Here is a 26,089-nt window from a genome sequence, read left to right as displayed (position 1 = left end):
GATGGCTCCCGCCCATCTAGGCCTCTTTCGTATGTGACACGCCGAGCAGCAAGTTTTGTGAGATTTTATTAACGTGACTAGACATATTGCGCTGGCCAAGGTCCACAAATACCTTCCTCCCAAGCCAGTGGTGCCCTACGTCATTGCGCAAGCGGGATTGCTAGACAACTATCTGCATCGCAATGTGTGGGTGCAAGCACCTAGCGGGTTTGGCAAGACCGTCGCATTGAGCCGCCTGTATGAGGCGAGCCAAATGACCGGCGAGCTGTGTGCTTGGCTGACGTTGGATCCGTGGGACAGTGACCCGCAAAGGTTCATGCGTGAAATGGTGGCCGCCTTGCAGGCAGTGGATGACTTGTTGGGCAGAGGCACGGACCTGCAGCTGAAGTATGGTGTTGTGCACAGCGTCGGCCCGGAAGTGCGCAACCTGTGCTTTGAGGTTGCCAACTACCCCGCCACAGTCAATCTGCACATTGACGGCTATCACCTGATTGCCAATGACGAGATCAATCGCATGGTGCGCAGGCTGCTACAGCATGCGCCACAGAATTTCAGAATCCGCATTGCGAGCCAACAGAGTTTGCCTACACGCTTGGTCTTGGAAGACTCGCCTGCCGCGCTGTCTGTGCTGTCTCGTGCAGACTTGGCTCCCGCAAGCGCAGAGCTGAGCGATTTGTTCAGGGCGCTGGGCGTGGATGAAGCTTCCAAGCAGGGGGTCAGCATTCAACGGATGGTGGCCCAGCGCGGCCTGGTGGCGATGCTGATGCTGCGATTGGGCGCGAACTACGGTGTGCTGGCGCAGGACGCAATGCCCAGCGCGTCTTTGGACTTTCCTAAGCTGCTGGACCTTGTGTTGTCGGCTATCGACGAGGATGACAAAAAGCCTTTGTACGGGTCAGCAATTCGCGATCGGTTTAGCTGGTTGGAATTCAAAAAAAGCGGTCATGCGGGGCTTGATGCCTATGGAAGGTCGTGCTCAGCATTAACAGACATTGCCTTGCAAACCTCGAATGCTGGAGCCATGCGGTACAGCTTTCCGTCGGTCATTCGCGATCACTTGCGGGCCAAGCTCCAATTGCAAATGCCCAAGCTCTATATGGGCCTGCACATGGACGCAGCCCTGGAGGCCAAAGACGACCAAAATGTGCACCAAGAGCTGCACCACTATCTGTGCGCAGGCAATAAGCAACGGGCGGCGCAACTACTGAGCCAAAACGCAGATTGGATGGTGCGTGAGTGTGGTGAGTCGCGCGCTTTTGAGTACTGGGCCGCAGCCATTGGGGATCACCTGTTTCGTCAGTACGAAGAAAACCGCTTGGCGCTGGCGTGGCTTTACATCTTTACCGGGCGCTACTTGGATGCCCAGGCCATGCTGGACGAAGAAGACCGCCTGAGCATGGAAGCGCATGGCCATGCCAACCCACGGGTGATGACGCACTGGGCCACATTGCTGGGCTTGGCAGACCAGTCGGCCAAAATACCTGCGCGCTTAGCGCGTTACATGGGCCTGCAAGGCCAAACCTCTCGCTTTGACTTTGATATTGGCAATATCTCGTCGGCATTGGGTTACACCCATTTGCTGGAGTTTCGCTATGCCAAGTCGCGTGAGGAGTACACCAAGGGAGCGTATGCATTTGATGCATGTGGCTCCTTGTACGGCAAAGCCTATGCGTCTATTTCACTGTCCTACCTCACGGCAGAGCAAGGCTATGTGTACGATGCCGACGTCATGTTGAGCCGGGAGTACGAGCACTACCGAAAACGCGGCACTTTGTATTCCTACAGCACCTACATGATGCGTATTGCCAAGGCGGCGTACAGCTTTGAGATGGGCAACACGGCGGAAGCCGAAAAGAGGCTCAAGCAGTCGTTTAAGTACACCCGGGAGCAGGGCAACGTGGAAACCACGCTGATGGCCTATGCGACCAAAGCAAAAATTCACCTGAGCCAAGGCGATTTCTTGCTGTGCGAAGTGTGCTTGGTGGAAGGCATCGATTTTGCCTCTTCGCGTGGACTCAAGCGCTTGCGCTTGGGGCTGTTGCAGGAGTATGTGCATGCCTGCATCAAACAGGGTGATTGCGCCAAGGCGGTGCGCATTGCCGAGGGCGCGGGCCTCAACGCAGGCAATGAATACAGGTCGACCAAGGACATTGAAAACCCGCGTGCGCAGTTTGCGCTGGACATGGCGAGTGTGAGAATTCAGCATGCGATGGGATTACAGAAACAGGCGTACACCTTGTTGTCAGAGCTCATCCACGCGTGCAAGAAATCTGGCAGCCAGCTGTTGTTGATTCAACTCTTGAGCTTGAAGGCCACTTACCTCCTGCAAGCAGGGCAGCGCGACAAGGCCTTGCAAGCGATGAGCGAGGCAGAGGCCCTTGCCAAAACGGGCAAAGCTTACAGATCGATTGTGGATCAGTCGGACTTAGCCATGCACTTGTACGAAGAAGTTCTGGATCAAAGCCAAGCCGCCAAAAAGTTTGAAGAACACAACCCGTCTGATTTCATGACGTCCAACATCGACCTGGGATCAGATCCCCGTTCGCGAACCAACCCTGCACCCTTGGGCGTGGCTATAGGGCCGGCAGTGAGTCCCATCCTGAGCCTCACTGAGCGTGAATTGCAGTTGATTCAGATGATTGACCAGGGCCTGCAAAACAAGGCCATTGCCGAGCGCCTCTATATCTCTGAAGCCACGGTGAAATGGCATTTGCAAAGACTATTTGCCAAGCTGGAGGTGAAAAGCCGATCGGCGGCAGTGGCGCGCGTGCGGGCTGTAAAGAACGCTAACTATGGTGCCATGTAGGAAGCGGATGTGACCCTCCCACTGAAAAATGGTGATTGTGCGTTTGGTAAAAGCCCCGTACCCTTGCGCTCTTGTATGCGCCTCCCTATGGCGCACCGCCCAGACCCCGAAAGGCATGTATGACCCAAACGACCAGCGCCGGCTTGCGGCATTACACGCGCATTCCCTTTGCCGCCGCTGTGCTCTTGCATCTGCCTGGCAAAACGCTGACGGTCCAGCTCGTGGATATTGCACTCAAAGGTGCTCTTGTGGAGTCAGACAGCAAGTTGGACGTGGTGATGCAAACCAAGTGTCGCTTGGAGTTACCCATGTCCCAGGGGGGTGAAGGCCTGATGCTCACCGGCAAGTTGGTGCACCAAGACGGCGTGCGCCTTGGCATTGAATGCTTAGATATTGATGTGACCAGCCTCACGCGGCTACGTCGCTTGTTGGAACTCAACACGGGCGACACCGAACGCATGCACCGTGAGCTGTCGCACTTGTTCTCGTCGCAATAAGCCCTGACGTCAGTTTTTTGAGCCAAATAGGGCGATTGCGCCCATGGAATAAGCGCAGTCAGCTATTTATTTGGTAGCAAGTATCTTTCTTTAGACGGGTGAGTGTTCAACGCGTGTAGTTCTCTAACCCAGCCGCACGCCCGACTCAACGTCAAACAGGTGCATGCGCTGGGGGTCAAGGCGCAGTCCGAGTGGGTCACCGGCACGTACTGGCGAACGACCGCTGTCTAGCACCACCCACCGCACGCCAAAGGCGGTGACATGCAGCATGGTGCCGTGACCTAAAGGTTCCACCACTTCTACTTTGGCGCTCACACCGTTCGGGTCTATGGCTAGGTGCTCCGGGCGCACTCCCAGCCATACCTTGCGGCCCTGCTCAGGCAACTGGTTCACGGCTAATGCAATGTGGGTGCCTGCCACGTTGACGCCGCTGGCGGCGACTTCCCCTTGCACAAAGTTCATAGCGGGGGACCCGATAAACCCGGCCACAAACTTGTTGCCGGGGCGGTCATATACATCCAAAGGTGCGCCCACTTGTTGCACGCGGCCTTGGTCCATCACCACGATGCGATCGGCCAAAGTCATGGCTTCGACCTGGTCGTGGGTGACATAGACGGAAGTGGTCGCTAGTTGCTGGTGCAAGGCCTTGAGTTCGGCGCGCATTTGCAGGCGCATCTTGGCGTCTAGGTTAGACAGTGGCTCGTCAAACAGAAATACCTTGGGTGAACGGATCATGGCGCGCCCCATGGCCACGCGTTGGCGTTGTCCGCCTGACAACGCGCGCGGTCTGCGTTGCAAGAAACGCCCCAAGCCTAAGGATGCGGCGACGCTGGCAATACGCCCTTCGCGCGCACTGGGCTCTGTGTTACGCAATGCCAATGGGAACCCCAGGTTTTGGGCCACCGACAAATGGGGGTAGAGCGCGTAGCTTTGGAACACCATGGCCACATCGCGGTCACGCGGTGGCACGTTGTTCACCACGCGCGAGCCAATGGCAATTTCACCACCGCTGACCCAGTCCAGCCCCGCCAGTAGCCGTAAGAGGGTGGACTTGCCACAGCCAGACTCTCCCACCAAGGCAACAAACTCGCCGTCTGCAATTTCCAGGTCAATGCCGGTGAGAACTTCCACCGACTCAAACTTCTTCGTCACGCCACGCAGGCTTACCGATGCCATATCTATGAACTCCTCAAGTGCGGGTCAGCCTTTGACGGCTCCGCTGGTTAAACCTGCCACCAAATAGCGCTGTACGAACATAAAGAACACGCACACGGGAATGAGTAGAAGCACCGACGCTGCCGCCATTTGCCCCCAGTCCACACTGAACTTGGTGATGAAGCTCAGCAAAGCGGGGGGGATGGTTTTGTCGGACTCTCGGTTGATGAGTACCAGTGCCAAAAACAACTCGCTCCAAGCGGCGGTAAAGGCAAAACCGGCCGTGGCCGCGACGCCAGGCAAAGTCAGTGGAAACACCACCTTCACCATGGCCTGAAACCGTGTGCATCCATCGATCATGGCGGCCTCTTCCAAGTCTTTGGGGATAGCGTCCACAAACGATTGCATCAGAAAGGTTGCAAAGGGCACGTTCAGCGCTGCGTACACCACGGCCAAGCCAAAGAGCGAGTCGTTGAGGCCTACGCCGTTCAAGATGTGGTTGAGCGGAACGATCATGAGCATGACGGTAAACATCTGCGTGACCAGCAGCAAAAAGGACACTACCGCCTTGCCACGAAACACCCAGCGCGAGAGGGCGTAGCCCGCCAGTGCCCCCGCTAAGGTGGCCAGGCCTGCCGCACCTACCGCCACCTTGGCACTGTTCCAAAAGTAGTCTGGAAATTGGGTGGTGGTCCACACCTGCTGGAAGTGCGACAAGGTGAACGCGCTAGGCCACAGGCGCACCCCTTCGCTGTAAAGCAACTTGGTCGGGGTAATGGCTATTTTGAGTAGCCAATACAGCGGAAACAGGGCAAAGACCACGTACAGGGACAAGCCCAACCAGCGGCCGGAGAAGGCCGCACGTCGGTGCCAGATATTCATAAGGATTCCTCAATGCGGCCATCCATGATGCGGCGGCGCAATCGCAGTACCGTGGCCGCGTAGACCAAGAGCATGATGAGCTGGGCCACTGCCAAGGCAGACGCGTAGCCTTCGTTCATGTCGGTAAATGCCGTGGTGAACAGGTAGGTCGGCAAAATTTGCGTGGCACCCGCGGGCCCGCCTTGGGTCATGATCCAGACCAAGTCCCCAAAATTCACAATCCAGACCGAGCGCAGCAACACGGTGATCAGCAAGGTCGGCATCACCAGCGGCATGGTGATTCGGCAAAAGCTTTGCCAGGCGCTTGCGCCATCCAGCGCGCTGGCTTCGTACAGGTCTTCGGGAATGGCCTGCAGGGCCGCCAACAGCGTGATGGCAAAAAACGGGATACCAAACCACACGTTGGCCACCACCGGGCCCACCATGGCTAACTGTGGGTCTGCCAATAGGTCGGTGACCGTGGGCAGCAAACCCACTGCGACCAGCCAATGTGGCAAGGGGCTGGTGTAGGGGCTAAACAGCATTTTCCAGACCAAGCCAATCAGCACACTAGGGATTGCCCAGGGCAAGAACAGCAGGGCCTGCAGACGTCGACCGCCTGTTCCACTGTGGCGCAGCAAGAGCGCCAGGCCAAAGCCCAGCACGCATTGAAACGTTAAAGAAGACAGCGTCCACACCAAGGTGTTGCTCAGCACGCCGGGTAGGCGCGCGTCACCCACCAGGGTGCGAAAGTTGTCCAGGCCCGCAAAACCGGCTTCACCAAACAAGTTGTCCATGGACATGGACATAAATGCGTACGACACGCCCACCCCCAGCGGCACCAGCAACACCCCACACACCAACAGAAGTGCGGGGCTCAATAAAAACCAAGGCAGCGCGTGGCGCAGCCAATAGGCACGGTTGCGGGGTTCACCCGGGGAGGCAGTCGCTTGCATGGTGTTCCGTTAAACAGTCTTTCGGACCTGTGTGGGGTGAGGCTTACTTGGCCGCGTCAAACTTGTGTTGCGCAGCGGAGAGCGTGTCGGACCATTGCTTGGCCACATCCGCAACCTTGCGCTTGCCCAAGAGCAGCTCTTGGCCATTTTCAACCATGGTTTTGTCGTACATCGCGCCCCACTCAGGCAGGTAAACCGGTGGCGTGAGTTGCACGTACTTGTCCGCTTGCTTAAGGGTTTGGAACCAGCCAGCCCAGTGCTCACCCGCAAAAGCGGAGTCTGATTCTGCGCCTTGGTGCACCGGCAGTACCCCCACCAGTTTGGCCCACTCAATGTTTTGCTTGTTGGCGCTTAGGTGCTGAATCAGCTTCCATCCCTCGTCTTTGTTGGTGGACGCACTGGTCATGGCCCAACCGGCAAAGCCCGTGTTGGGGTAGGCCTTGCCGTTGGCGCTCAAGGGCACAGGAATTACGCCGAAGTCTTTGCTGTCCATCTTTTCTGCAATGCCGATCAGCGCGTCAGCGTCTTGTTGGAGCATGGCGCACGTGCCGCTGTAGAAGCCGGTCACGATTTCGTTAAAGCCCCAAGAAATGCTCTCTTTGGGGGCGTAGCCCTTTTGGTAGAAGTCCACCAGCATTTGCATGCCTTTTTGGAAGGCGGGCGTGCTGTACAGGCTGTTGCCGTCTTTGTCGAAGTAAGCGCCGTTGGCGCCATAGGCCGTGGGGTAGGTAATCCATTCAAACCCACCGCCTTTGCCGCCCCGCAGGCAGTAGCCGTACTTACCGGGCAACTTGGTGCTGACGGTCTCGACTGCTTTCACGAACTCATCGTGTGTTTTGGGTGGCTGCACACCGGCTTGGGCCAGCATTTTCTTGTTGTAAAACAAAGCCTTCATGTAAAAGCCGTAAGGGATTTGGTAGGTTTTGTCACCGCCAAACTTGCCTGCTTCGCGCACCGCTTTTTGCAAGCTTGCTAGGTCCTTGCTGTTCTTGAGCCAAGGGTCTAGGGCTTCAATTTGTTTGCCTTTGACATACAGCGCACTCCAACGCTCAGGCATTTCAATCACGTCAGGAATTTGGCCTGACTTGAACATGACCAGCACTTTTTCAAACGCGCCATCCCACGGAATGGTGATGAGCTCTACGGTGGTCCCTGGGTTGGCTTTTTGGAAGTCAGCCAACTGGGTTTGCAAGAGCTTGGTGCGCTCTGGGCTGGTGATGACCTCGACGACTTTGAGCTTGCCTGCATGCACCAAGCCACTGCTGAGTACACCTGCCAGTAGCAGGGATCCGACTAACGCTATCTTTCGCATACTTGTCTCCTTCTTGTGTTGAAAAAATATCCGGTCTACGCCGGGGTTAGGGCTGTGTTGGGTGTGCGGCTGCCAATGCGTTCTGCAGGTCTTGCCACAGGTCTTCGGTGTTTTCAAACCCCACATGCAAGCGCACCATGCGGTCTGTGATGCCGAAGTCAATTTGCGAATTGGGGCCTGACGCTTGTGCGCGGCTGACCAGTGCGGGAACCACCAAGCTTTCATGGCCGCCCCAGCTCACGCCAAGCTGGAACAAGGTGAGCGTGTTGCAAAACTTGCGCATGTCTGCGCCCGCTACAAGCTCCAAGGTAAAGAGGCTGCTATAGCCCGTAAGGCAAGCTGCACCGGGGCCGGGTTGGCACCAGGGGTGCATAACTTGGCTCACCGCTGCATGACTTTGCAGGCGTTGCAGCAGCACTTGGGTACTGGCCCACTGCCAAGCCATGCGCATAGGCAGGGTGCGCAGGCCGCGCAAGAGCAACCACCCCTCCATGGGTGATAGCTTGGCACCCAAGTAGGGGTAGCTCAGGTCATTGATGGCCGCCATGCGTTGTGCATTGCCTGCCACCACGCCAGCCACGGTGTCGCTATGCCCGCTTAAGTATTTGGAGGCAGAGTGCACCACCAAATCGATGCCATGGGTCAGCGGTTTTTGGTTGATCGGTGTGGCGCAGCTGTTGTCAATGATGGTGACTACCCCCTGTGCCCGCGCGGCGGCAGCGAGCTTGGGCAAGTCTTGGGTTTCCATGGTCCAGCTGGTGGGGCTCTCTAGGTAGAGCAAGGTGGTGCCGGGCAGAGCCGCAATCAGGGTGTCGGTGTCGCAGCCGTCGATGTAGCGCGTTTTCACCCCCAAACGCACCAAGAGCTTTTCCATAAAGCGGTAGGTGTCGGGGTACACATGGCGCACGCAGACCACGGTGTCTCCCGCTTTCACCACCGACAAAATGGCCGCGCTGATAGCGCCCATGCCGCTGGAGAAGGCGCGCGCATCATCAGCGCACTCCAGCTGCGCCAGCTTGCGCTCAAACTCGCGCACGGTCGGGTTGTCGCCGCGTGAGTACACCGGGCGGGTGGTTTCGCCGCGCACGCGCGCCTCCATGTCTTCTACCGTTTTAAAGGTAAAGAGCGAGGTTTGCACAATCGGTGGCACCACCGACTGCCAGGGGTTGGGCTGGTCGTGCACCAGCAGGGTTTCTGGGAAATCGCTCACTCGCTCTCCTTGTGGGGGATTGCTCCCCGGTGTTTGTAGAAACTGGCTGTAGGACCGAGCACGTTGGTGTGCGGTGATTGCAGCGTTGGCGGGGACTGTAGCGGCCTTGATATATCGGCATCAAGCGACATATTTTCTGGGTATCATTTAATTTAACTTAACGAACACCTTGAAACTAGGGTTAACCATGACTATTCGATTACCACCGCTGAATGCATTGCGGGTTTTTGAGGTGGCGGCCCGGCACTTGAGCTTTACCGCTGCAGCCCGTGATTTGCACGTGACCACGGCTGCTGTGAGCCACCAAATCAAGCAGTTGGAAGAGAGTCTTGAGCTCAGCCTGTTCAAGCGACGCAACAACCAACTGGAGTTGACCGTGGCGGGCGAAACCTACTTGCCTAAGGTGCGCGAAGCGTTTCGCACCCTGCGTGAGTCCACCGAGCAACTCATCGGGTTTTCATCGGTCACGGTGCGCATCGCCATGCGCCAGGCCCTGTGCGACCGCTGGTTGATTCCTAGGCTCGCGCGCTTTTACGATGCGCATCCAGGCATCCATTTGGAAATCAAGACAGAGTTTGAGCACGATTATTTGCTCTACGACTTTACGGTGGAGTACCGGCCCGTGAGCGCACCCGACTATGTGGTGCAGCAACTTTTTTCAACAGCCTTGTACCCCGTTTGTAGCCCCGAGTACGCTGCGCGCGTGCAGTCGGTAGCTGATTTGGAACGTGTCGCGCTGTTGCACGACCGGCCCTTGCAAGGCATGCCGGACTACCCGGATTGGCAGCGTTGGTTGGAGGCGGCTGGGGTTGGGGGTGTGAGCAACAGCCGTGGCGCTACCTTCTCTTCGTCGCTGATGTGTTTGCGTGCTGCTGAAGAGGGCGTTGGCGTGGCCTTGGGTCAGCACGCGTTGGTGGCGCAGGCCGTTGCGTCGGGTCGATTGGTGGTTCCCTTGCAGCTTGCTGCTCCTGTGCGCATGCCGTATTACCTGATTTACCCCACCCCTGCTATTGAAAAGCCAGGCGTGTTGACCCTGATCCAATGGCTACAGGCAGAGGCGGGACGCAGTGGCCATGCGTCGTAACTTGCCCGAGCCAAGCACTTGCGTCTGTTTAAAACAAACGCTCTTGGCGCGCTGGCTGCGCAGGCCCGGCTTTGAATAGGGACGCGTCTGGCACTTGAATCAGGCTGTGCGCTTGCTCGGTGGAACCTTGCAGCCATTGCTCCCAGTGCTGCGGCTCTATCGGGACCACCGCGCGCTTGTCTTGTGCGTGCGCAGCTAGTGTGGGGTCGGGTTTGTGCATGAGCCCCAAGAGCGGGTGGCCATCGCAGTTTTGCGTGACCATGGCGTAGCTGGGCACGCGCTCTGCGGTGAGTGGGTGGACCCACTCGGTCCAGATGCCGGCCAAGGCCCAGGGCTCGCCATCGGCGCGCCAAAAGCGCCACCATTCGTTTTTTCCACTGCTCCAGTTGGGCTCGTCAAAGTGGTCTGCAGGGATGAGGCAACGTTGGCCCAGTGCCCACGCCTTGCGGTAGGTGGTCGCGCTGGCAAGGCGTTCTGCGCGGGCGTTGTTGGTGCTCATGCGTGTACCGTTGGGCAGCATGGGCGTGGCGCTTGCTGAGTTTTCAGGAATAAAGCCCCACTGCGCCACGAGGGCCTGCCCGGCCAGCACAATGGGGCCGGGCTTGAGGGGTGCAACGGTGGGGCCGTACGCACCCACCGGGGCGGCAACGCCAAACTTCAGCCGTATGGTTTCGGGGCCTGTGGGTTGGTAGAGATTGCACATCGCGTGGGCGCTCAGACGAGCGGCAAGGGCAGGGCGGTTTTGTAGCGCACTTGCTTGAGCGCAAAACTGGAGCGAATCTTGTCAATGCCGCTGATGGGGCTGAGCTGCTCCAAGATAAACCGCTCCAAAGCGCCAATGTCGGCGACTGCCACGCGTATCAGGTAGTCAGAGTCTCCACTCATGAGGTAGCACTCCATCACTTCGTCGTGTTCCGCAATGCGCTGCTCAAAATCAGCCAGTGCCTCTTTGCTTTGCGATTTCAGGCTGATCGAGATGAACACGTTCACGCCCAGTCCCAGCTGCGTGGCGTTGGCAATGGCCACGTAGCGGTCAATCACGCCACTGGCTTCCATGGCTTTGACACGTGCTAAGCAGGGGGACGGGCTCAGGTGGACGCGGCGCGCCAGCTCTACATTGGACAAGGCGCCGTCGCGCTGCAGTTGGTCAAGAATTCGCAAATCGGTGGTATCGAGGTTCATTTGGCTGTGAATTCCTATGGTTGAAAAATTTTATGCTTGAAACCGCCGGTGCACAGGTGAGCATTGGCAGCACATTTCGTGGGGCTGTTTGTATAGTCGCAAACCATGAACACCTCCAAACACTTCTCTGACACGCCCGACTCCGACCCCCAAGAAACTGCTGAGTGGCAAGACGCATTTGCGGCCTTGCTGCAGGCACAGGGGCCACAACGGGCGCAGTTCGTCCTGAACGCCTTGGCGCGCCAGGCCCGTACACAGCGTGTGGGCTGGCAGCCAGAGTTAGCCACGCCGTACATCAACACCATTGGCGTGGATGAGCAGCCGGTGTTTCCGGGCGACTTGGCCGTGGAGGAGCGCTTGGCGTCCCTCATGCGCTGGAATGCGCTGGCCATGGTGGTGCGCGCCAACCAAGCCTACGGCGAGTTGGGCGGGCATGTGGCCAGCTACGCCAGCGCCGCAGATCTGTTTGAGACGGGCTACAACCACTTCTTTCAAGCACGCTCGCAACAAACGGATGGCTCTGGCAGCTTGGGCGACTTGGTGTTCTTCCAGCCCCACAGCGCACCCGGCGTGTACGCGCGGGCTTATCTAGAGGGGCGGCTCACCGCGGACGACTTGGCGCACTACCGGCAAGAGCTCACCGCGCCAGCGGCCCTTACGGGTGAGGGCGCGCGTGGGCTGTGTAGCTATCCGCACCCTTACCTCATGCCTGATTTTTGGCAGTTCCCCACGGGCTCCATGGGCATAGGGCCTATCAGTTCCATCTACCACGCACGCTTTATGCGCTACCTCACGCATCGCCAGTTGCTGAACTGCGCAGGGCGCAAGGTATGGGGCGTGTTTGGGGACGGCGAAATGGACGAACCTGAAAGCATGAGCGCGCTCACCTTGGCCGCGCGTGAAGGCTTGGACAACTTGGTGTGGGTGGTGAACTGCAATTTGCAGCGTTTGGACGGCCCTGTGCGCGGCAACGGCCGCATCATCGACGAGCTGGAAAAACTGTTTGCGGGCGCAGGCTGGAACGTGATCAAACTGGTGTGGGGCAGCGACTGGGACGGTTTGTTTGCGCGTGACACCACAGGCGCTTTGACCCGCGCGTTCGCCAACACGGTGGACGGCCAAATGCAGACCTTTGCGGCGAAGGACGGGCGCTTTAACCGCGACACCTTCTTCGGTCAAAACGAAGAGTTGGCGCGCTTGGCGCAGGGCATGACGGATGAGCAGATTGACCGTCTCAAACGCGGTGGGCATGACATCGTGAAAATCCACGCGGCCTACGCGGCTGCAGCCAAGCACACAGGCCAACCCACGGTGATCTTGGCGCACACCAAAAAGGGTTATGGCATGGGCAGTGCGGGGCAGGGCAAGATGACCACGCACAGCCAAAAGAAGTTTGACGAGACTGATCTGATCGAGTTTCGCAACCGCTTTAACTTGCCCATGACCGACGAGCAAGTCACCAACTTGGAGTTTTACAAGCCTGCGGCTGACAGCGTGGAAATGCAGTACCTGCATGCCAAGCGTACGCAACTGGGCGGCTACCTGCCCAAACGCCACACCGAGTGCGCGCAGATTCCTGTGCCTTCGATCAGCAGCTACGCGCAGTTTGCACTCGCGGCAGATGGCAAAGAAATGAGCACCACCATGGCCTTTGTGCGCATGCTGGGCAACTTGCTCAAAGACCAGGCCCTGGGGCCGCGCATTGTGCCCATCGTGGCCGACGAGGCGCGCACCTTCGGCATGGCTAACTTGTTTAAGCAAGTAGGCATCTATTCCAGCGTGGGCCAACGCTACGCGCCTGAAGACATTGGCTCGGTCCTCAGCTACCGCGAAGCCTTGGATGGGCAGATATTGGAGGAGGGTATTTCGGAGGCCGGTGCGATCGCCAGTTGGACAGCTGCGGCCACCAGCTACAGCGTGCATGGGCTGGCCATGCTGCCGTTTTACATCTACTACTCTATGTTTGGCTTTCAACGTGTGGGCGATGCCATTTGGGCTGCGGCTGATCAACGTGCGCGCGGTTTCTTGTTGGGGGCCACATCAGGGCGCACCACCTTGGGCGGCGAGGGCTTGCAGCACCAAGATGGCACCAGCCATTTGGTGGCGGCCACCATTCCCAATTGCAAGGCCTATGACCCGGCATTCGCAGGTGAGTTAGCCGTGATCATCGACCATGGGATGCGCGAAATGTTGGTGGACCAGCGTGACGTGTTCTATTACGTCACCATGATGAACGAGAACTACGCCCAGCCGGATTTGCCAACCAGCGTGCACAGTGATGTGATGCGTGGGTGCTACAAATTCGGTAGCTATCCACGCAATACAGACGGGCGGCAAGTGGCTAAATCGTTTCAAAACGTAACCTTGATGGGTTCTGGTGCTATCTTGACCGAGGTGATTCAGGCGGCTGAGCTATTAGCCCAAGAAGGTATTGACGTCGATGTTCTCAGCGTAACCAGTTGGAGCGAGTTAGCGCGTGACGGCTTGGCCAACACGCAGGGTCTGCAGTCGCATGGATCTGGCACCGCTTTGCCTTTTGTCGCTCAGCAGCTCCAAGCCACGCTAGGCCCCATCATTGCGGCCACTGACTATGTACGTGCCGTGCCCGACAGTGTGCGGGCCTATGTGCCGCAAGGCCGTAGCTTCACAACGCTAGGCACGGATGGCTTTGGTCGCAGTGATACGCGGTCAGCCTTGCGCGAGTTTTTTGGTGTCAACGCGGCGCACATCGCACAAGTTGCACGTGACGCTTTGGGGAGCGTGTGAACCCACGCATATTAGGACAACTAATAGAAGTGGCCTTGATCTGATGAAGTCGCTCGCTAAGGGTAAACCCACCTGAGTCGTCAGCGTCAAAGCCCCCCCCCTTCGCTACAATCCCCCCCACGAAACTGCCAGCGGCACCGCCCAGGGCGCCATGCTGGCAGGTTACTTGCTAAAGACTCGTTAGTGCTCACAAGGCTGCAAAACCAGTCGGCAAAAAGTCTGACTGACGCACCGGCCACAAATCGGAGAAGTGTATGGAAATTTTTTTACAACAGGTCATTAATGGTCTGGTGTTGGGTAGCATGTATGCGTTGATTGCCTTGGGCTACACCATGGTGTACGGCATCATTAACTTGATCAACTTCGCCCACGGCGAGGTCATGATGGTTGGTGCTCTCACCAGCTGGACCATCATTGGGCTCATGCAAGAGTCCATGCCAGGAACACCTGGTTTCATCATTCTCCTCATTGCCCTTCTCATTTCTTGTGTGGTTGCAGCAACCCTCAATTTTGTGATCGAAAAAGTGGCGTATCGGCCCTTGCGAAACAGCCCTAAGTTAGCTCCTCTCATTACCGCAATTGGTATGTCGATCTTGCTGCAAACCCTGGCAATGATCATCTGGAAGCCCAACTACAAGTCTTACCCCACGCTGCTGCCTTCAACACCGATTGACATTGCAGGTGCGGTGATTACGCCCACGCAAGTCATGATCTTGGGCTTCACCGCAGTGTCTTTGGCTGTGCTGATGTGGCTGGTGAATTACACCAAGCTCGGGCGCGCCATGCGCGCAACGGCCGAAAACCCACGGGTGGCGGGCCTGATGGGCGTGAAGCCTGATATGGTGATCTCAGCCACTTTCATTATTGGCGCAGTGTTAGCCGCCATTGCTGGCGTGATGTATGCCTCTAACTACGGCACCGCCCAACACGCAATGGGCTTCTTGCCTGGCCTGAAGGCCTTTACTGCTGCAGTTTTTGGTGGTATCGGTAACTTGGCAGGCGCCGTAGTCGGCGCCATTTTGCTAGGTTTAATTGAGTCGATTGGCGCAGGCTACATCGGAGCATTGACTGGCGGAGTCTTGGGCAGCCACTACTCCGACATCTTTGCCTTTATTGTTTTGATCATCGTCTTGACGCTGCGTCCTTCAGGTTTGCTGGGCGAACGCGTTGCCGACCGCGCTTAACGAGATACGTCCACTATGAAAAATCAAAAACTTTTAACGTCCTTGGTTGCTGCCATTGCGCTGCTGCTGTTGCCGCTGTTGTTGCAAAACTTCGGTAACGCATGGGTTCGTATCGCGGATATGGCCTTGCTGTTTGTGTTGTTGGCCTTGGGGCTGAACATTGTGGTGGGCTACGCTGGCTTGCTGGACTTGGGCTACGTCGCGTTTTTCGCGATCGGGGCGTATATGTTCGGGTTACTGAACTCGCCGCATCTGACCGACTACTTCCCAGCCATCGCTGCCATGTTCCCGAACGGGTTGCATACCCCACTTTGGGTCACCATACCTGCCGCCGCCGGTTTGGCAGGTATCTTGGGGATTTTGTTGGGTGCACCTACCTTGCGTTTGCGTGGTGACTACTTGGCCATCGTGACCTTGGGATTCGGTGAAATCATCCGTGTGTTCTTGAACAACTTGGACCACCCCGTCAACATCACCAACGGCCCCAAAGGCATTAGCCAAATTGACCCGTTGACCTTTTTTGGTTATAGCCTTGGCAAACCTCACGAGTTCTTTGGTTTCCGTGTGGAGTCAGTCTCCATGTACTACTACTTGTTCTTGTCACTGGTGGTCATCAGTGTGATCATTTGCCACCGCCTGGAGTTATCGCGTGTAGGACGCGCTTGGATGGCGATTCGTGAAGACGAAATCGCTGCCAAGGCGATGGGTATCAATACCCGCAACTTGAAGCTCATGGCTTTCGGCATGGGGGCAACTTTTGGTGGCGTGTCGGGTGCCATGTTTGGCTCCTTCCAAGGCTTTATCTCTCCTGAGTCCTTCAGCTTGATGGAGTCGGTCATGATTGTGGCCATGGTGGTGCTGGGTGGCGTAGGACATTTGCCCGGCGTGATTTTGGGCGCCGTGCTCTTGTCGGCTTTGCCTGAGGTCTTGCGTTATGTGGCTGGCCCATTGCAAGCACTCACGGGTGGACGCTTGGACGCATCCATCTTGCGTCAACTGTTGATTGCATTGGCCATGATCGCGGTCATGTTGACACGTCCTCGCGGCTTGTGGCCTTCACCAGAGCATGGCAAATCTTTGCAGAACAATAGAGCCTAAGCCCGCAGACACAACGGAATCAACATGACAGATACAGTACTTAACGTCTCAGGCGTCTCCAAGCGATTCGGCGGTTTGCAAGCTCTCAGCGATGTAGGCATTCAAATCAAGCGCGGACAGGTCTATGGTCTCATCGGCCCCAACGGAGCTGGCAAAACCACGTTTTTTAACGTGCTGACCGGCTTGTATACACCTGACAGTGGCAGTTTTGAGTTGGCGGGTAAGCCGTACCAACCTACGGCGGTGCATGCCGTAGCCAAGGCCGGAATTGCGCGTACCTTCCAAAACATCCGCTTGTTTGCAGAAATGACGGCGCTAGAAAATGTGATGGTAGGCCGCCATATCAGAACCCATTCGGGTCTCTTGGGTGCTATGTTTCGCACCCCTAGCTTCAAGGCTGAAGAAGCTGCCATTGCGAAACGTGCGCAAGAACTGCTGGACTATGTGGGGATTGGCAAGCTGGCGCCGTACAAGGCCCGCACGCTGAGTTACGGAGACCAACGCCGTTTAGAAATCGCCCGCGCACTTGCGACAGACCCACAGTTGATCGCACTGGATGAACCGGCGGCAGGCATGAACGCGACCGAAAAAGTCATGTTGCGTGAACTGATTGACCGCATTCGCAAAGACAACCGCACGATTTTGTTGATTGAACATGACGTTAAGCTAGTCATGGGCCTGTGTGACCGCGTGACTGTGTTGGACTACGGCAAGCAAATTGCGGAAGGCACGCCTGCCGATGTGCAGAAGAATGCAAAAGTGATTGAAGCATATTTGGGCACGAGCGGCCACTAAGGATAAAAATGACACAGAAGACTTTGCTCAAAGTAACCGGTCTGAAGGTTTCCTACGGTGGAATCCAAGCGGTTAAAGGCGTAGATTTTGAGGTGCGTGAAGGTGAGTTGGTGTCCTTGATTGGTTCCAACGGCGCTGGCAAGACCACGACCATGAAGGCCATTACAGGGACCTTACCCATTGCAGCCGGAGACATCGAGTACCTCGGCAAGAGCATCCGTGGTCAAGGCCCATGGGACTTGGTCAAACAAGGCTTGGCCATGGTTCCAGAAGGGCGTGGTGTGTTTACGCGCATGACGATTTTGGAAAACCTGCAAATGGGTGCTTATATTCGCACCGACAAAGCCGGGATCCTGTCAGATATCGAACGCATATTCACGATTTTTCCCCGTCTGCGGGAGCGCCGCGACCAGTTAGCAGGCACCATGTCTGGTGGCGAGCAACAGATGCTGGCCATGGGCCGTGCCTTAATGAGCCGCCCCAAGGTCTTGTTGCTGGATGAGCCCTCTATGGGCCTGTCACCCATCATGGTGGATAAGATTTTTGAAGTGGTTCGCGACGTCTATGCACAAGGCGTGACCATTTTGTTGGTCGAACAAAACGCCAGCCGCGCCTTGGCCATTGCCAATCGTGGGTATGTGATGGAGTCAGGTATTGTCACGATGACGGGCGCTGGTCAAGACATGCTCAACGATCCTAAGGTGCGAGCTGCCTACTTGGGTGAATGACGCAACACTCTTTTTTGTTGAACAGAGCTAGGGTGGAGCGCTGGTGAGTGTTCATGTATTGGCGCTAGTCTGTGTCACCCTAGTTTGGGGTGGCACATTTCCGGTACTGAAGATCGCCACGGTACAGCTATCTGGCCTTGAGGTTACGGCCCTGCGGTTCGTCTTGGCCGCAGTGTGCATGTTGCCTTTTGTTGTGCGGATTCCGCGCCGCACTTGGTTCGATGGGGCGATTCTAGGGGCCTTGGTGTTAGTTTCCTACGTGTTACAGGCGTGGGGGCTAGAAACCATTTCCTCGAATCGCAGCGCTTTCCTGACCAGTCTTAACGTATTGATGGTGCCGTTTTTAGGCATTGTGTTCGGCACGAAACTCCGCCTGAGGGTACTGGCCGCCGCCGCTGTGGCATGTGCCGGAATTGGCTTGATGTCCTGGGAGGGCGGCGCCAATCTGATGGCGGACGTCTTGACCGTCTTGAGTGCTTTCGCCTATGCACTCTACGTGGTTTTGTTGTCGCAACGCGCTGAACAGCACCAACCTATTCATTTGGCCTCCGCTCAGATTGTCTGGATGGCCTCTTTGGGATTGGTCTGGTTGGTCTTGAGTTCTGTGGGGACCGACAAGTTAGACACGCTCCCCTCACGCATTGACACCTCCGTGGTTTACAGCCTGGCCTATCTGGGTATCGTGGCGACGGCTGGCATGCTGTTTTTGCAAGCGTGGGCGCAGCGCAAGGTCTCTGCAGACAAAGCGGCCTTGGTCTATGCCTTGGAGCCTGTGTTTGCGGCCCTTTTCGCTTGGGTATGGTTGGCTGAGACGCTGTCTCAACCGGCCGCTATTGGGGCTGCTATGGTGGTTGGTGCCGTGGTGTTCAGTGAAATGGGTGGGGCACCCTCAGCCAAAGACCCTGCAACTTCCTAGGCCGTCACAAAACTTTTGGGTTAGGCGTGTGCTTTGTCCGCTTCTGACGTAAATGAGTCGGCAAAAAACTCATGGTCAGGGAGCTTGGCGCTGGCGCAAAAGTCGGCTCTTGCGGAGTCCACCATGATGGGGGCTCCACAGGCATAGACTTGGTGTTTAGAAAGATCTGGGTAGTCCTTAAGTACCGCCAGATGTACGAAGCCCGTGCGTCCGGCCCACTGGTCACTTGGCTGCGCGTCGGAGACCACGGGCACGTAGCGCATATGTGGAGTTGTCTTGACAAACTCTTGTACCCAGCTGTCCATGTACAGGTCACTGGGCCTGCGCCCTCCCCAATACAAGGTGGTAGGCCGTTCAATTTTCGTGTGTGCCATATGCTCCATTAACGCCTTGAGCGGGGCAAAACCAGTCCCTGAGCCCAGCAAAATAATGGGCTTGTCGGAGTCTTCACGCAAGAAGAACGAGCCATAGGGGCCCTCAGCACGGAGTATTTCTTTGGCCTTCATGGCTCCAAACACGTGGTCGGTGAATTTGCCACCTGGCATATGTCGAATGTGCAACTCCACCCCAGGTCCTGTGTGCGGTGCGTTTGCCATGGAGTAGCTCCGCCGCGCTCCATCTCGGAGCAAGATTTCAATGTATTGGCCCGCATGGTAGGCAAAAGTGTCGTTTGCGGGCATCTGTAGTTGCAACACCATCACGTCATCAGACACTGGGGTGAGCGTGTTGACCCTTGTCGGAAACTTCTTGATCGGATAGGCCCCAATTTCTGTGACCTGTCGGGACTCCAGGACCACATCTGACTGCGGATGTGCGCAGCAGGTCAGTACATAGCCTTGTGCTTCTTCAGCCTGACTCAGCGCTTTTTCTTGGTGGGTGCCATGCACCACCGTCCCCGAGAGCTTTTTGCATTTGCAGGTGCCGCAAGCGCCGTCTTTGCAACCATAAGGAAGTGCAATGCCTTGTCGAATGCCCGCTTGCAGCAGCGTTTCGTCTTCTTTGGCTTCAAACTCTCGCCCACTGGGTTGTACGGAAACTTGGAACAGTTTCGGTGCGGCGTCAACAACATTCATCTTTTCGGTATCCTCGGAGCAACTTTGCGTTCAAACTACATGTGAGCTTCGATTTTGCCTTCAAACCAATCCCCCTTGGGTGCTCTGCCATCGCGTTTTCGCCGCCAACGGCTTTTGATCGTAGGGTGCGGTGACATTGGATCTCGAGTAGTCAGCCGCATGCCACAGCGCGTGCAGGTACTGGCGCTCACTTCCCAAGCTAGTAGGGTGCCCCACTTGCGTGCTTTAGGCTGTACGCCCCTGATGGGCAACTTGGACACTCCATCGAGCCTGCGGCGCTTGGCAGGTCTGGCGCACCGTGTGCTGCATTTGGCACCACCTGCGAGTGACGGGTGGAGTGATCGACGTACAAAGGCCTTGGTACAAGCTTTGCGGTCACGCGGAGCACTGCACAGCCTGGTGTACGGCTCTACCAGTGGAGTCTACGGAGATTGCCAGGGCGCGTGGATTGACGAGACTCGGGCCGTGGCTGCTGATACTACGCGCGCGCAGCGACGCGTCGATGCAGAGAGCCATGTCCGGTTTCTGGGGCGTTCTGCGGGTGTGCGGGCCAGCATATTGCGCATCCCCGGCATCTATGCGCCAGACCGACCTGGCGGAACGCCGCAAGTGAGGCTCAGTAAGGGGACTCCCGTCTTACAAGCGGAAGAAGATGTGTTTACCAACCATATTCATGCAGAGGATTTGGCGCGCGCTTGCTTGCTGGCACTTTGGCGAGGGGCAGCCCAACGGGTCTACAACATCAATGACGATACCCAACTCAAGATGGGCGACTACTTCGACCTTGCGGCGGATCTGTACCAAATGCCTCACCCACCGCGCGTATCGCGTCAAGCGGCGCAGACGCAGTTGCCGGTCACCTTGCTGAGCTTTATGAGCGAGTCGCGCCGCATGCGCAATACCCGCATGAAGCAGGAGCTGAGGCTTGCCTTGCAGTTTCCCACGGTGGCGCAAGGTCTTGTAGAGCGCGTGCAGCGCAAGCGCGCCTAGCCCATCATTCGGGCTTTGATTGTCGCTGGGTCCACAGCAAGGCTCTCCAGACTAACCAACTGCTCAGCATGGTGATGGGGAAAGCCCAAAGCACGTCACTGAGCCAATGCGCGCCTGCTGACATTCGCGCGAAGCCTGTGGCCACACCTGCAAGCGCCCCGACAACCAGCCAAGTCTTTGCGCGTCTGCGGTGCACTAGCATCAAGCTCGCTAGGAAAAAGCCACAGGCCACATGACCACTGACAAAAGAGCAGTTGTTATCGCATTGGTCTGTGACAACGGTGGCCCGGGTAAACAGCTGCGTTCCACCAAAATTTTCGACCTGGTAGGGCCGCGCCCGTTGCCAGTTGTCTTTGAACCCGAGGTTGACGATCAGTCCAGGACCCACGGTGCCTGCTACAGCTACGAATGCCAAAGCGAGGCGCCATTGCAATGTTGCCTTTTTGTAGCGCGCATAGAGCCAGGCCAGCAGACATAGGACTAACCAAACGCGAAACAACGCAGGCAAATACAGATTTATTAGCTCGATCCACCACCATGCTTTTGAATCCAATAGGGGGGGATTGCCCATGAACAGACTCGCAGCTGCCAAGTCGAGCTGGGGCCACAGGGTAGGAACCAGCGCAAGCAGGATCGCGCCAAATATCGACCACCAAAACAAAACTGGCGTGCTCGTCGTTGCGTTTAAAGTGGGAGTAGGCAGCATGGAGTATCAGAGACCGTAAAAGACCCGTGATGGTACGTGATGTGGCGAATACCTTTCTTGCGTCAAGTTCTTGATGAAACTTAGGGAAAAATGTCCGTGGACTGCTATGCAGATCTGCAATTCTTTGGAGGATGTCAATATGCGGGGATCTTTTTTTGTGCGGCGTGTGGCAATTGTTGGCTTGGCTGTGCTTCTTGGCGCGTGTGCAGTGACAAGTAAGTCGTCAACGCTGCAAACCTTGCGCCCCGATAGCGTTGTAGGGCCAGTGTGGGAGGCTCTGACCCTGGAAGGGTCCATACCCTTGGTGGCGCCTAAGCCAACTTTTCGTTGGGTGGACTCGTCTCAGATTGTCGGGAGTGGCGGGTGCAATAGCTTTGCAGTGCAGGCTGCTCTTGAGGGGCAAACCGTTCACCTCGGGCCGCTGCGTCCGCAGGGGAAACCATGTATGACAGCGCCCAGTGGGCAAGAAGACATGTTCTTCAGGGCCTTAGAGCGCACGCGTCAGATGGGTATGGAGGGTGAGCAGTTGCTACTGCTGGACGGTCGTAGTCAAGTCATCGCCCGATTTGGCCGGAAGTTATAGGCGTTTGGGGATTGAGGTCATCCATCCACCATAATTCACGCTAGAAAACAAAAAGCCCGATGTTGTGTGAACCGACAGATGGTATGGGGAGAAGGCGGGAAGGGGCGGGATGACGTGGGATGGGCCGCAACCCCGCGTAAACACTAGCTTTTCCCCGATTCTAGGGGGTCAGGCCGTGCCCCACCTTTGCGACACATGGTCTGAGGTGAAAGGTGGGGCTGTGCGGCAGATGGTTTGGGGCATCAATACAGGCCCTTAAACCCCGGCATAAAGCCCCCTGAAACGCCCCACGCGCCCCTGTAGAGCCCCAGCCTGGGGGGGTTGGAGCCACCCTGCACTCCAGATGCCCCACCTTTTCAAGGCTATGAGGCCTTTGCCCCACCTTATCCACAGGGCATGCCCCACCTTTGAGGCTTCTGTTTTTTGTAGAAGAATGAATTTATGTGTCCGCTTCGATCCGAAAGAGCTTGTCTGTCTGCGAGAGCTTTACAACAAAATATTCATCCCTATTCAAATCAGCTGGGAGCTTGTCTTTGAGAATGGACGCGACAAATTGAACATGCGCCGACTCGCGATTTACCAGGCCAGCAATTTTGCTGAGCTGGTTGTCATGCATTAACTCCTTTTTGTCGTTTAAGAGGAAGTGATAACAAGGTATGCCTTCCTCATCGGCGAATAACGTATATGCAATATCAAAACAAGTAATTTCTCCCTGTTTCTTGCCAGAGCTGAAATTTGTATTGAATGAACTGAATTTATAAAGACGTTGCCCCATTTTGTTGGTGACGATGTCATATTTCAGTGCGTACTGTTCACCATAAAGCTCTTCAGAAATCTCGGAAAAAAATCTATTCAACTTGTTGAGCTGTACTTGAATTTTTGCTTCAAAATCGAATGAGAAAAGATCGTCATCGATTCTGGTCAGGTCAGCGTTGAGGTTTCTTAACTGGGCATCGGTATCCGCAATTTGTTGAATAACTTTCTCGTATTCACCTTTGCGACGATGTTTTTCATTTAAGACAATTATTATTGCTTCAAGCTCTTCGAAAGAATCGCTTTTTGAAACCTTCTCTGCCAGCGACTGTTCTTCAGCAAGGAATTTTCGCAGAGTCGCCTCATGCTCTTCAATCTGTGCTTTTAACGCTGGAAGCTCTTTAGAGACATATCGCGCTTTCTCTTCAATCATGCGATTGTGAAAAGCTACAAGTTCTTCAAAACTCTTTTGTATTCCAGATAGCCTGCCTGTCACATCGTCGTACAGCGACTTTAGCTGACCAACATCAATCTGAGTACGGTTTGACTTTATGTCATCCATTGCTTCTATTACAAGGCTTTGACGTAACTTCAGTCTACTGATTGCGGTGCTGGTGAAGTTGATTTTGTATTTAATCTCATCCAGTCTGTTCAGATCAGACTCGAAATCTGGGTTGATTCGTAACGCAGATTTCTTGGCATTTAATTTTTCAATATCCGTCAAAAGCAACGCCAGCGAGGCCTCATATGCTGACTTGGTTTGAGTCGATTCAAGGCGTGCCTTGAATAAGTTTTCTACGCGAATTTTTCCGAGGATGTTTTGTTTTGCATTCCCTTGATCAAAATCGCATCCCAGTAGAAATAGATGCAAAGTCTCATACTCATCGTCGCGAGTGAATTGATTCAACGTTCTTAGAGTATTGGTAACGCTTAATTCTTTGTAGCGGATGTTATGAGAAATGATTTGAGGAAATGTTGGTTTCTTGCCGTAGTGATTCGGAAAGAGAAGATTTGTAAGGGTTTCCTCAAATTCATCTTCGGTTTTTTGTACGCCGTCAATGCGTCGAACTAACTTGTTACGGGACAGAAAGTTGCGCTCGATGACTACTTCCTTCGCGAGGACATCGTCTAAATTCTCGGTCAATGTAAGGGTAACAAGTGCCTGCGTGTCGACAAGAAAATTCTTGACCAGCGCGTATTCTGTTTTTTTATTCTCGGGGTCTGTGTAGATTCCTTTTGCACTAGCACCCAAGCAAAAATCTATCAATATCAATACTGTTGTTTTACCAACGTTATTTCCGGTCGTCTCGCCTGCATCCGTTGGGGTTTCATCAACGATCAGATTCAAGCCTGCATGAAATTTAATGTCGCGAATCACCCCTTGGGTATTCGAAATTTGAAGCGACTTTAAGAACATATTTCAATGTTTCCGTTAGTATTATTGGAAATCATGCCCGCCAAATAAAGCCAATCCAAGGTGAGTGTGAAAAGTGGAAATTGCATTTCATGCAATTTTCGCGATTCAATGAAAAGTCCCATCAGATCAGCTTCCCCGATCCTCTTCAATGCCGCTAGGACATATGCGCCATTGAAATACAGACTGTTTGCTGGGTGGACGTTTTCAGGAAGTAGCATTGGCTGGCTCCACAGGATTCTTAAAAATACGGCAGCGAATGAAGGCATCCACGGCCAATGCATTGATCCACATTTCAAGCTCGTCCAAGGGCATTGCAATGTAATTTGCACTGTTTTGTACCGTTCTTACGGCATGCTCGACCACCTGGAAGAATAAATCATCGCCAGCATACTTGGCACTCAATTTAATATATGTCTGCCTTAGTCCGCTGAGAACGGCCTTGCTTTTGTTTTGACCGGCAGAATCAAATATGGCGTACATCCTGTCGATTCGATGGTGTTGAATTTTATAGTCTTCAATCACTATCGCTGCAGCGACTAAATTGTTAAAAACTAGCTTTTTGTCTACATCGAACGCAATGGGCAATGATGTGTGGCTTGTGTCTTCGATATCCTCTTTCGCTAGGATATTAATTAACTCAGCTAAGTTTGTTTCAACGGGTGAGGTGTCATTTATCGGCTGAAGTTCTTTTTTAAGAAAGTCATAAATCACCCGTTGCCTGTCGATATTTAAATGCTGTATGAAGCTCAGTATCGATTTGACATCATGAATGTCATTCTGAGGATCAAAGGCTAGGCCGTGCGGATTCAGGAAATTTTGTTTCCTCAAGTCGGAGGCATCTTTTGAAATGGAAACAAAATTAAAACGATACTTTTTGTAGGCCGCTAGATTTTTTGACAGCGCTGACTCAATTTTTGTTTTGGTAGCTGTCGATGACACTTGAAGTACAAGCGCATTGACAGTATCTATTAAATCAATGCCTTCAGCATTTTGTGCGACTGCGTTCATGTTCTTCAGTGAGTATCCGAAAAGAACATTGAGGAAGTTCACATAAAAATCCTCTGCATGCAAATGGAAGTTGAGGATATTCAATTTGCCTCGTAACTCCACGCGGGTGCAGAGAATGGAAAGGCGCTCTTCGCAAAGGTCCCAATAGAACGAGCGATTCATAGAGACAGAAATTTTTGTTGATTTTGAAGCATTGCAGCTCTCCCTGGCGCAAGCTTACCTCATAGGCATTCCATTTTTGATAGGGGTGAACGATGCGTTGTAACCCTCGTAGATTGGTAAAACGTGTTGGCCAAAAAAAACCTCCTGGCGTAGGAGGTTTGATTTGCTGAAGTGTTTGAGCTCTCAATGCAGCGTCGGCGTGCCCTGACTGTGATTTAGGGGCGTTACGAGTGAACGTGCGCCCTTGGCGGTAAGCCGAACGAAGCAATGCCTAGATTCATCTAGAGACAGGTGGACAAGCGCACGTTTTTTCAAGCTTCGCAAGATGCTCGCTAGCTCTGCGTCTGACACAGCAAAAATACTCTGTCTAAAGAGCGGTACCAGCGTTTCAAGGTACATGCCAACCTCGCCTGTCGCGTGTAGAGCCTCAAGGATGAGTTTTTGCTTTGTTTCTTGAAGTGCTGCAATGTTTTTTAGCCGCTGCGCGTGCCCAATGGCTTGTATTTTGTTGTCGGTACAAGTTTTCATGCTGATTCCTTCATGGTTTGAGGTTGGTCTGAGTTAAGAGGGCGGTCCTCTACGTTGGGCGTATACCAACGGTCGCCCGTGTTCGGGTCTGTCATTGAGTGGTCTGAATGCATGATGGGCGGTCTAGGGCCCGTGTCCCTTGTGATTTTGAGGACATCGCTGCTGCCAGCAACGCCGCATTTCCGTGGATAGCAAACCTCCAAAAAGCCAAATCGAATGAGGGCTTGAACGTATTTTTTAAGATTGCTTGAGTCGATCGCTGCGGTGGTCAAGATATCCGCGCGCGTGAAACGTCGCATGATCCTCATTGACTGCCACG

The 26,089-nt window shown here is 54.9% G+C and carries 24 protein-coding genes; 11 read left to right on the top strand and 13 right to left on the bottom strand.

The genetic code is table 11. The features are described from left to right. Positions 1-73 precede the first annotated feature (73 nt). The gene (locus EXZ61_RS15850; RefSeq protein WP_142812687.1) at positions 74-2,806 is read left to right on the top strand and encodes a helix-turn-helix transcriptional regulator; all 2,733 of its coding nucleotides are present in this window, start codon (positions 74-76) and stop codon (positions 2,804-2,806) included. A gap of 119 nt (positions 2,807-2,925) precedes the next feature. Next, a complete protein-coding gene (locus tag EXZ61_RS15845) occupies positions 2,926-3,303 on the top strand; it encodes a PilZ domain-containing protein (RefSeq protein ID WP_142812686.1) in 378 nt (125 codons plus the stop codon). Positions 3,304-3,426: 123 nt separating this feature from the next. Here EXZ61_RS15845 and EXZ61_RS15840 read toward each other — a convergent pair whose 3' ends face one another. Genes EXZ61_RS15840 through EXZ61_RS15820 form a run of 5 tightly spaced genes read right to left on the bottom strand, consistent with a single transcriptional unit; the run spans position 3,427 to position 8,797 of the window. Next, a complete protein-coding gene (locus EXZ61_RS15840) occupies positions 3,427-4,479 on the bottom strand; it encodes an ABC transporter ATP-binding protein (protein WP_142812685.1) in 1,053 nt (350 codons plus the stop codon). A gap of 24 nt (positions 4,480-4,503) precedes the next feature. Further along, positions 4,504-5,340 (bottom strand): carbohydrate ABC transporter permease, encoded by an 837-nt coding sequence (locus EXZ61_RS15835; RefSeq protein ID WP_142812684.1) that lies wholly within the window; start codon positions 5,338-5,340, stop codon positions 4,504-4,506. Further along, positions 5,337-6,275 carry a carbohydrate ABC transporter permease gene (locus tag EXZ61_RS15830; protein WP_142812683.1) on the bottom strand — a complete coding sequence of 313 codons (939 nt, stop codon included), beginning with the start codon at positions 6,273-6,275 and terminating at the stop codon, positions 5,337-5,339. The genes EXZ61_RS15835 and EXZ61_RS15830 overlap by 4 nt, the downstream gene beginning before the upstream one ends. 43 nt (positions 6,276-6,318) lie before the next feature. Then, positions 6,319-7,587 carry an ABC transporter substrate-binding protein gene (locus EXZ61_RS15825; protein ID WP_168224789.1) on the bottom strand — a complete coding sequence of 423 codons (1,269 nt, stop codon included), beginning with the start codon at positions 7,585-7,587 and terminating at the stop codon, positions 6,319-6,321. A gap of 46 nt (positions 7,588-7,633) precedes the next feature. Beyond that, the gene (locus EXZ61_RS15820; protein ID WP_142812681.1) at positions 7,634-8,797 is read right to left on the bottom strand and encodes a PLP-dependent transferase; all 1,164 of its coding nucleotides are present in this window, start codon (positions 8,795-8,797) and stop codon (positions 7,634-7,636) included. A 187-nt stretch (positions 8,798-8,984) separates the two neighbouring features. On the opposite strand from EXZ61_RS15820, the gene EXZ61_RS15815 reads away from it, so the two are divergent. After that, positions 8,985-9,881 (top strand): LysR substrate-binding domain-containing protein, encoded by an 897-nt coding sequence (locus tag EXZ61_RS15815; protein ID WP_142812680.1) that lies wholly within the window; start codon positions 8,985-8,987, stop codon positions 9,879-9,881. 28 nt (positions 9,882-9,909) lie between these two features. On the opposite strand, the gene EXZ61_RS15810 is transcribed toward EXZ61_RS15815, so the two are convergent. Next, on the bottom strand, positions 9,910-10,584 hold the full coding sequence (locus tag EXZ61_RS15810) for an SOS response-associated peptidase (RefSeq protein WP_142812679.1): 675 nt from the start codon (positions 10,582-10,584) through the stop codon (positions 9,910-9,912). A gap of 11 nt (positions 10,585-10,595) precedes the next feature. Then, positions 10,596-11,063, bottom strand: a complete 468-nt coding sequence (locus tag EXZ61_RS15805) for an Lrp/AsnC family transcriptional regulator (protein ID WP_142812678.1) — start codon at positions 11,061-11,063, stop codon at positions 10,596-10,598. Between the two features lie 105 nt (positions 11,064-11,168). Between EXZ61_RS15805 and mdeB the strand changes: the two genes are divergently transcribed. The 6 genes from mdeB to EXZ61_RS15775 all read left to right on the top strand — a co-directional run bounded on the left by mdeB (position 11,169) and on the right by EXZ61_RS15775 (position 18,550). After that, positions 11,169-13,829 (top strand): alpha-ketoglutarate dehydrogenase, encoded by a 2,661-nt coding sequence (gene mdeB, locus EXZ61_RS15800; protein ID WP_142812677.1) that lies wholly within the window; start codon positions 11,169-11,171, stop codon positions 13,827-13,829. A gap of 254 nt (positions 13,830-14,083) precedes the next feature. After that, complete coding sequence (locus tag EXZ61_RS15795; RefSeq protein WP_142812676.1) at positions 14,084-15,013, top strand: branched-chain amino acid ABC transporter permease; 930 nt, start codon at positions 14,084-14,086, stop codon at positions 15,011-15,013. Between the two features lie 15 nt (positions 15,014-15,028). Then, positions 15,029-16,111: a branched-chain amino acid ABC transporter permease gene (locus EXZ61_RS15790; RefSeq protein ID WP_142812675.1), complete on the top strand. Its 1,083-nt coding sequence runs from the start codon at positions 15,029-15,031 to the stop codon at positions 16,109-16,111. Between the two features lie 24 nt (positions 16,112-16,135). Continuing rightward, positions 16,136-16,906, top strand: coding sequence for an ABC transporter ATP-binding protein (locus EXZ61_RS15785; protein ID WP_142812674.1), 771 nt, complete (start codon positions 16,136-16,138; stop codon positions 16,904-16,906). A gap of 8 nt (positions 16,907-16,914) precedes the next feature. Then, positions 16,915-17,634 carry an ABC transporter ATP-binding protein gene (locus EXZ61_RS15780; protein WP_142812673.1) on the top strand — a complete coding sequence of 240 codons (720 nt, stop codon included), beginning with the start codon at positions 16,915-16,917 and terminating at the stop codon, positions 17,632-17,634. A 43-nt stretch (positions 17,635-17,677) separates the two neighbouring features. After that, complete coding sequence (locus tag EXZ61_RS15775; protein WP_142812672.1) at positions 17,678-18,550, top strand: DMT family transporter; 873 nt, start codon at positions 17,678-17,680, stop codon at positions 18,548-18,550. Positions 18,551-18,570: 20 nt separating this feature from the next. On the opposite strand, the gene EXZ61_RS15770 is transcribed toward EXZ61_RS15775, so the two are convergent. Then, positions 18,571-19,623: a CDP-6-deoxy-delta-3,4-glucoseen reductase gene (locus tag EXZ61_RS15770; RefSeq protein ID WP_142812671.1), complete on the bottom strand. Its 1,053-nt coding sequence runs from the start codon at positions 19,621-19,623 to the stop codon at positions 18,571-18,573. 54 nt (positions 19,624-19,677) lie between these two features. Here EXZ61_RS15770 and EXZ61_RS15765 point away from each other — a divergent pair, with 54 nt between their 5' ends. Then, positions 19,678-20,613: an SDR family oxidoreductase gene (locus tag EXZ61_RS15765; protein WP_142812670.1), complete on the top strand. Its 936-nt coding sequence runs from the start codon at positions 19,678-19,680 to the stop codon at positions 20,611-20,613. Positions 20,614-20,617: 4 nt separating this feature from the next. Here the strand turns inward: EXZ61_RS15765 and EXZ61_RS15760 are convergent, their stop codons facing one another. Beyond that, positions 20,618-21,319: a phosphatase PAP2 family protein gene (locus EXZ61_RS15760; protein WP_142812669.1), complete on the bottom strand. Its 702-nt coding sequence runs from the start codon at positions 21,317-21,319 to the stop codon at positions 20,618-20,620. A gap of 73 nt (positions 21,320-21,392) precedes the next feature. Between EXZ61_RS15760 and EXZ61_RS15755 the strand changes: the two genes are divergently transcribed. Beyond that, the gene (locus tag EXZ61_RS15755) at positions 21,393-21,902 is read left to right on the top strand and encodes an META domain-containing protein (protein WP_142812668.1); all 510 of its coding nucleotides are present in this window, start codon (positions 21,393-21,395) and stop codon (positions 21,900-21,902) included. Positions 21,903-22,341: 439 nt separating this feature from the next. Here EXZ61_RS15755 and EXZ61_RS15750 read toward each other — a convergent pair whose 3' ends face one another. The 4 genes from EXZ61_RS15750 to EXZ61_RS15735 all read right to left on the bottom strand — a co-directional run bounded on the left by EXZ61_RS15750 (position 22,342) and on the right by EXZ61_RS15735 (position 25,770). Continuing rightward, positions 22,342-24,072 carry a DUF2326 domain-containing protein gene (locus EXZ61_RS15750; protein ID WP_142812667.1) on the bottom strand — a complete coding sequence of 577 codons (1,731 nt, stop codon included), beginning with the start codon at positions 24,070-24,072 and terminating at the stop codon, positions 22,342-22,344. Then, positions 24,063-24,290 carry an ABC-three component system middle component 6 gene (locus EXZ61_RS22515; RefSeq protein ID WP_142812666.1) on the bottom strand — a complete coding sequence of 76 codons (228 nt, stop codon included), beginning with the start codon at positions 24,288-24,290 and terminating at the stop codon, positions 24,063-24,065. Before EXZ61_RS22515 ends, EXZ61_RS15750 begins: the two co-directional genes overlap by 10 nt. Further along, positions 24,277-25,242: an ABC-three component system protein gene (locus EXZ61_RS15740; protein ID WP_142812665.1), complete on the bottom strand. Its 966-nt coding sequence runs from the start codon at positions 25,240-25,242 to the stop codon at positions 24,277-24,279. The genes EXZ61_RS22515 and EXZ61_RS15740 overlap by 14 nt, the downstream gene beginning before the upstream one ends. Before the next feature lie 183 nt (positions 25,243-25,425). Continuing rightward, positions 25,426-25,770: a hypothetical protein gene (locus EXZ61_RS15735; protein WP_142812664.1), complete on the bottom strand. Its 345-nt coding sequence runs from the start codon at positions 25,768-25,770 to the stop codon at positions 25,426-25,428. Positions 25,771-26,089 lie beyond the last annotated feature (319 nt).

This window comes from Rhodoferax aquaticus (genome assembly GCF_006974105.1).
In the GTDB taxonomy this organism is placed as follows: domain Bacteria; phylum Pseudomonadota; class Gammaproteobacteria; order Burkholderiales; family Burkholderiaceae_C; genus Allorhodoferax; species Allorhodoferax aquaticus_A.
The sequence above is the reverse complement of the archived record's forward strand: the minus strand, read 5'-3'. Positions and strand labels throughout refer to the sequence as shown.

Bases quoted from the DNA above. Each gene is read 5' to 3' on its own strand.
- EXZ61_RS15825 (WP_168224789.1), bottom strand. From the start codon at position 7,587: ATGCGAAAGATAGCGTTAGTCGGATCCCTGCTACTGGCAGGTGTACTC.
- EXZ61_RS15770 (WP_142812671.1), bottom strand. From the start codon at position 19,623: ATGAATGTTGTTGACGCCGCACCGAAACTGTTCCAAGTTTCCGTACAA.
- EXZ61_RS15735 (WP_142812664.1), bottom strand. From the start codon at position 25,770: ATGAAAACTTGTACCGACAACAAAATACAAGCCATTGGGCACGCGCAG.
- EXZ61_RS15840 (WP_142812685.1), bottom strand. From the start codon at position 4,479: ATGGCATCGGTAAGCCTGCGTGGCGTGACGAAGAAGTTTGAGTCGGTG.
- EXZ61_RS15780 (WP_142812673.1), top strand. From the start codon at position 16,915: ATGACACAGAAGACTTTGCTCAAAGTAACCGGTCTGAAGGTTTCCTAC.
- EXZ61_RS22515 (WP_142812666.1), bottom strand. From the start codon at position 24,290: ATGCTACTTCCTGAAAACGTCCACCCAGCAAACAGTCTGTATTTCAAT.
- EXZ61_RS15795 (WP_142812676.1), top strand. From the start codon at position 14,084: ATGGAAATTTTTTTACAACAGGTCATTAATGGTCTGGTGTTGGGTAGC.
- EXZ61_RS15760 (WP_142812669.1), bottom strand. From the start codon at position 21,319: ATGCTGCCTACTCCCACTTTAAACGCAACGACGAGCACGCCAGTTTTG.
- EXZ61_RS15810 (WP_142812679.1), bottom strand. From the start codon at position 10,584: ATGTGCAATCTCTACCAACCCACAGGCCCCGAAACCATACGGCTGAAG.
- EXZ61_RS15755 (WP_142812668.1), top strand. From the start codon at position 21,393: ATGAAACTTAGGGAAAAATGTCCGTGGACTGCTATGCAGATCTGCAAT.
- EXZ61_RS15740 (WP_142812665.1), bottom strand. From the start codon at position 25,242: ATGAATCGCTCGTTCTATTGGGACCTTTGCGAAGAGCGCCTTTCCATT.
- EXZ61_RS15835 (WP_142812684.1), bottom strand. From the start codon at position 5,340: ATGAATATCTGGCACCGACGTGCGGCCTTCTCCGGCCGCTGGTTGGGC.
- mdeB (WP_142812677.1), top strand. From the start codon at position 11,169: ATGAACACCTCCAAACACTTCTCTGACACGCCCGACTCCGACCCCCAA.
- EXZ61_RS15805 (WP_142812678.1), bottom strand. From the start codon at position 11,063: ATGAACCTCGATACCACCGATTTGCGAATTCTTGACCAACTGCAGCGC.
- EXZ61_RS15815 (WP_142812680.1), top strand. From the start codon at position 8,985: ATGACTATTCGATTACCACCGCTGAATGCATTGCGGGTTTTTGAGGTG.
- EXZ61_RS15790 (WP_142812675.1), top strand. From the start codon at position 15,029: ATGAAAAATCAAAAACTTTTAACGTCCTTGGTTGCTGCCATTGCGCTG.
- EXZ61_RS15830 (WP_142812683.1), bottom strand. From the start codon at position 6,275: ATGCAAGCGACTGCCTCCCCGGGTGAACCCCGCAACCGTGCCTATTGG.
- EXZ61_RS15845 (WP_142812686.1), top strand. From the start codon at position 2,926: ATGACCCAAACGACCAGCGCCGGCTTGCGGCATTACACGCGCATTCCC.
- EXZ61_RS15750 (WP_142812667.1), bottom strand. From the start codon at position 24,072: ATGTTCTTAAAGTCGCTTCAAATTTCGAATACCCAAGGGGTGATTCGC.
- EXZ61_RS15785 (WP_142812674.1), top strand. From the start codon at position 16,136: ATGACAGATACAGTACTTAACGTCTCAGGCGTCTCCAAGCGATTCGGC.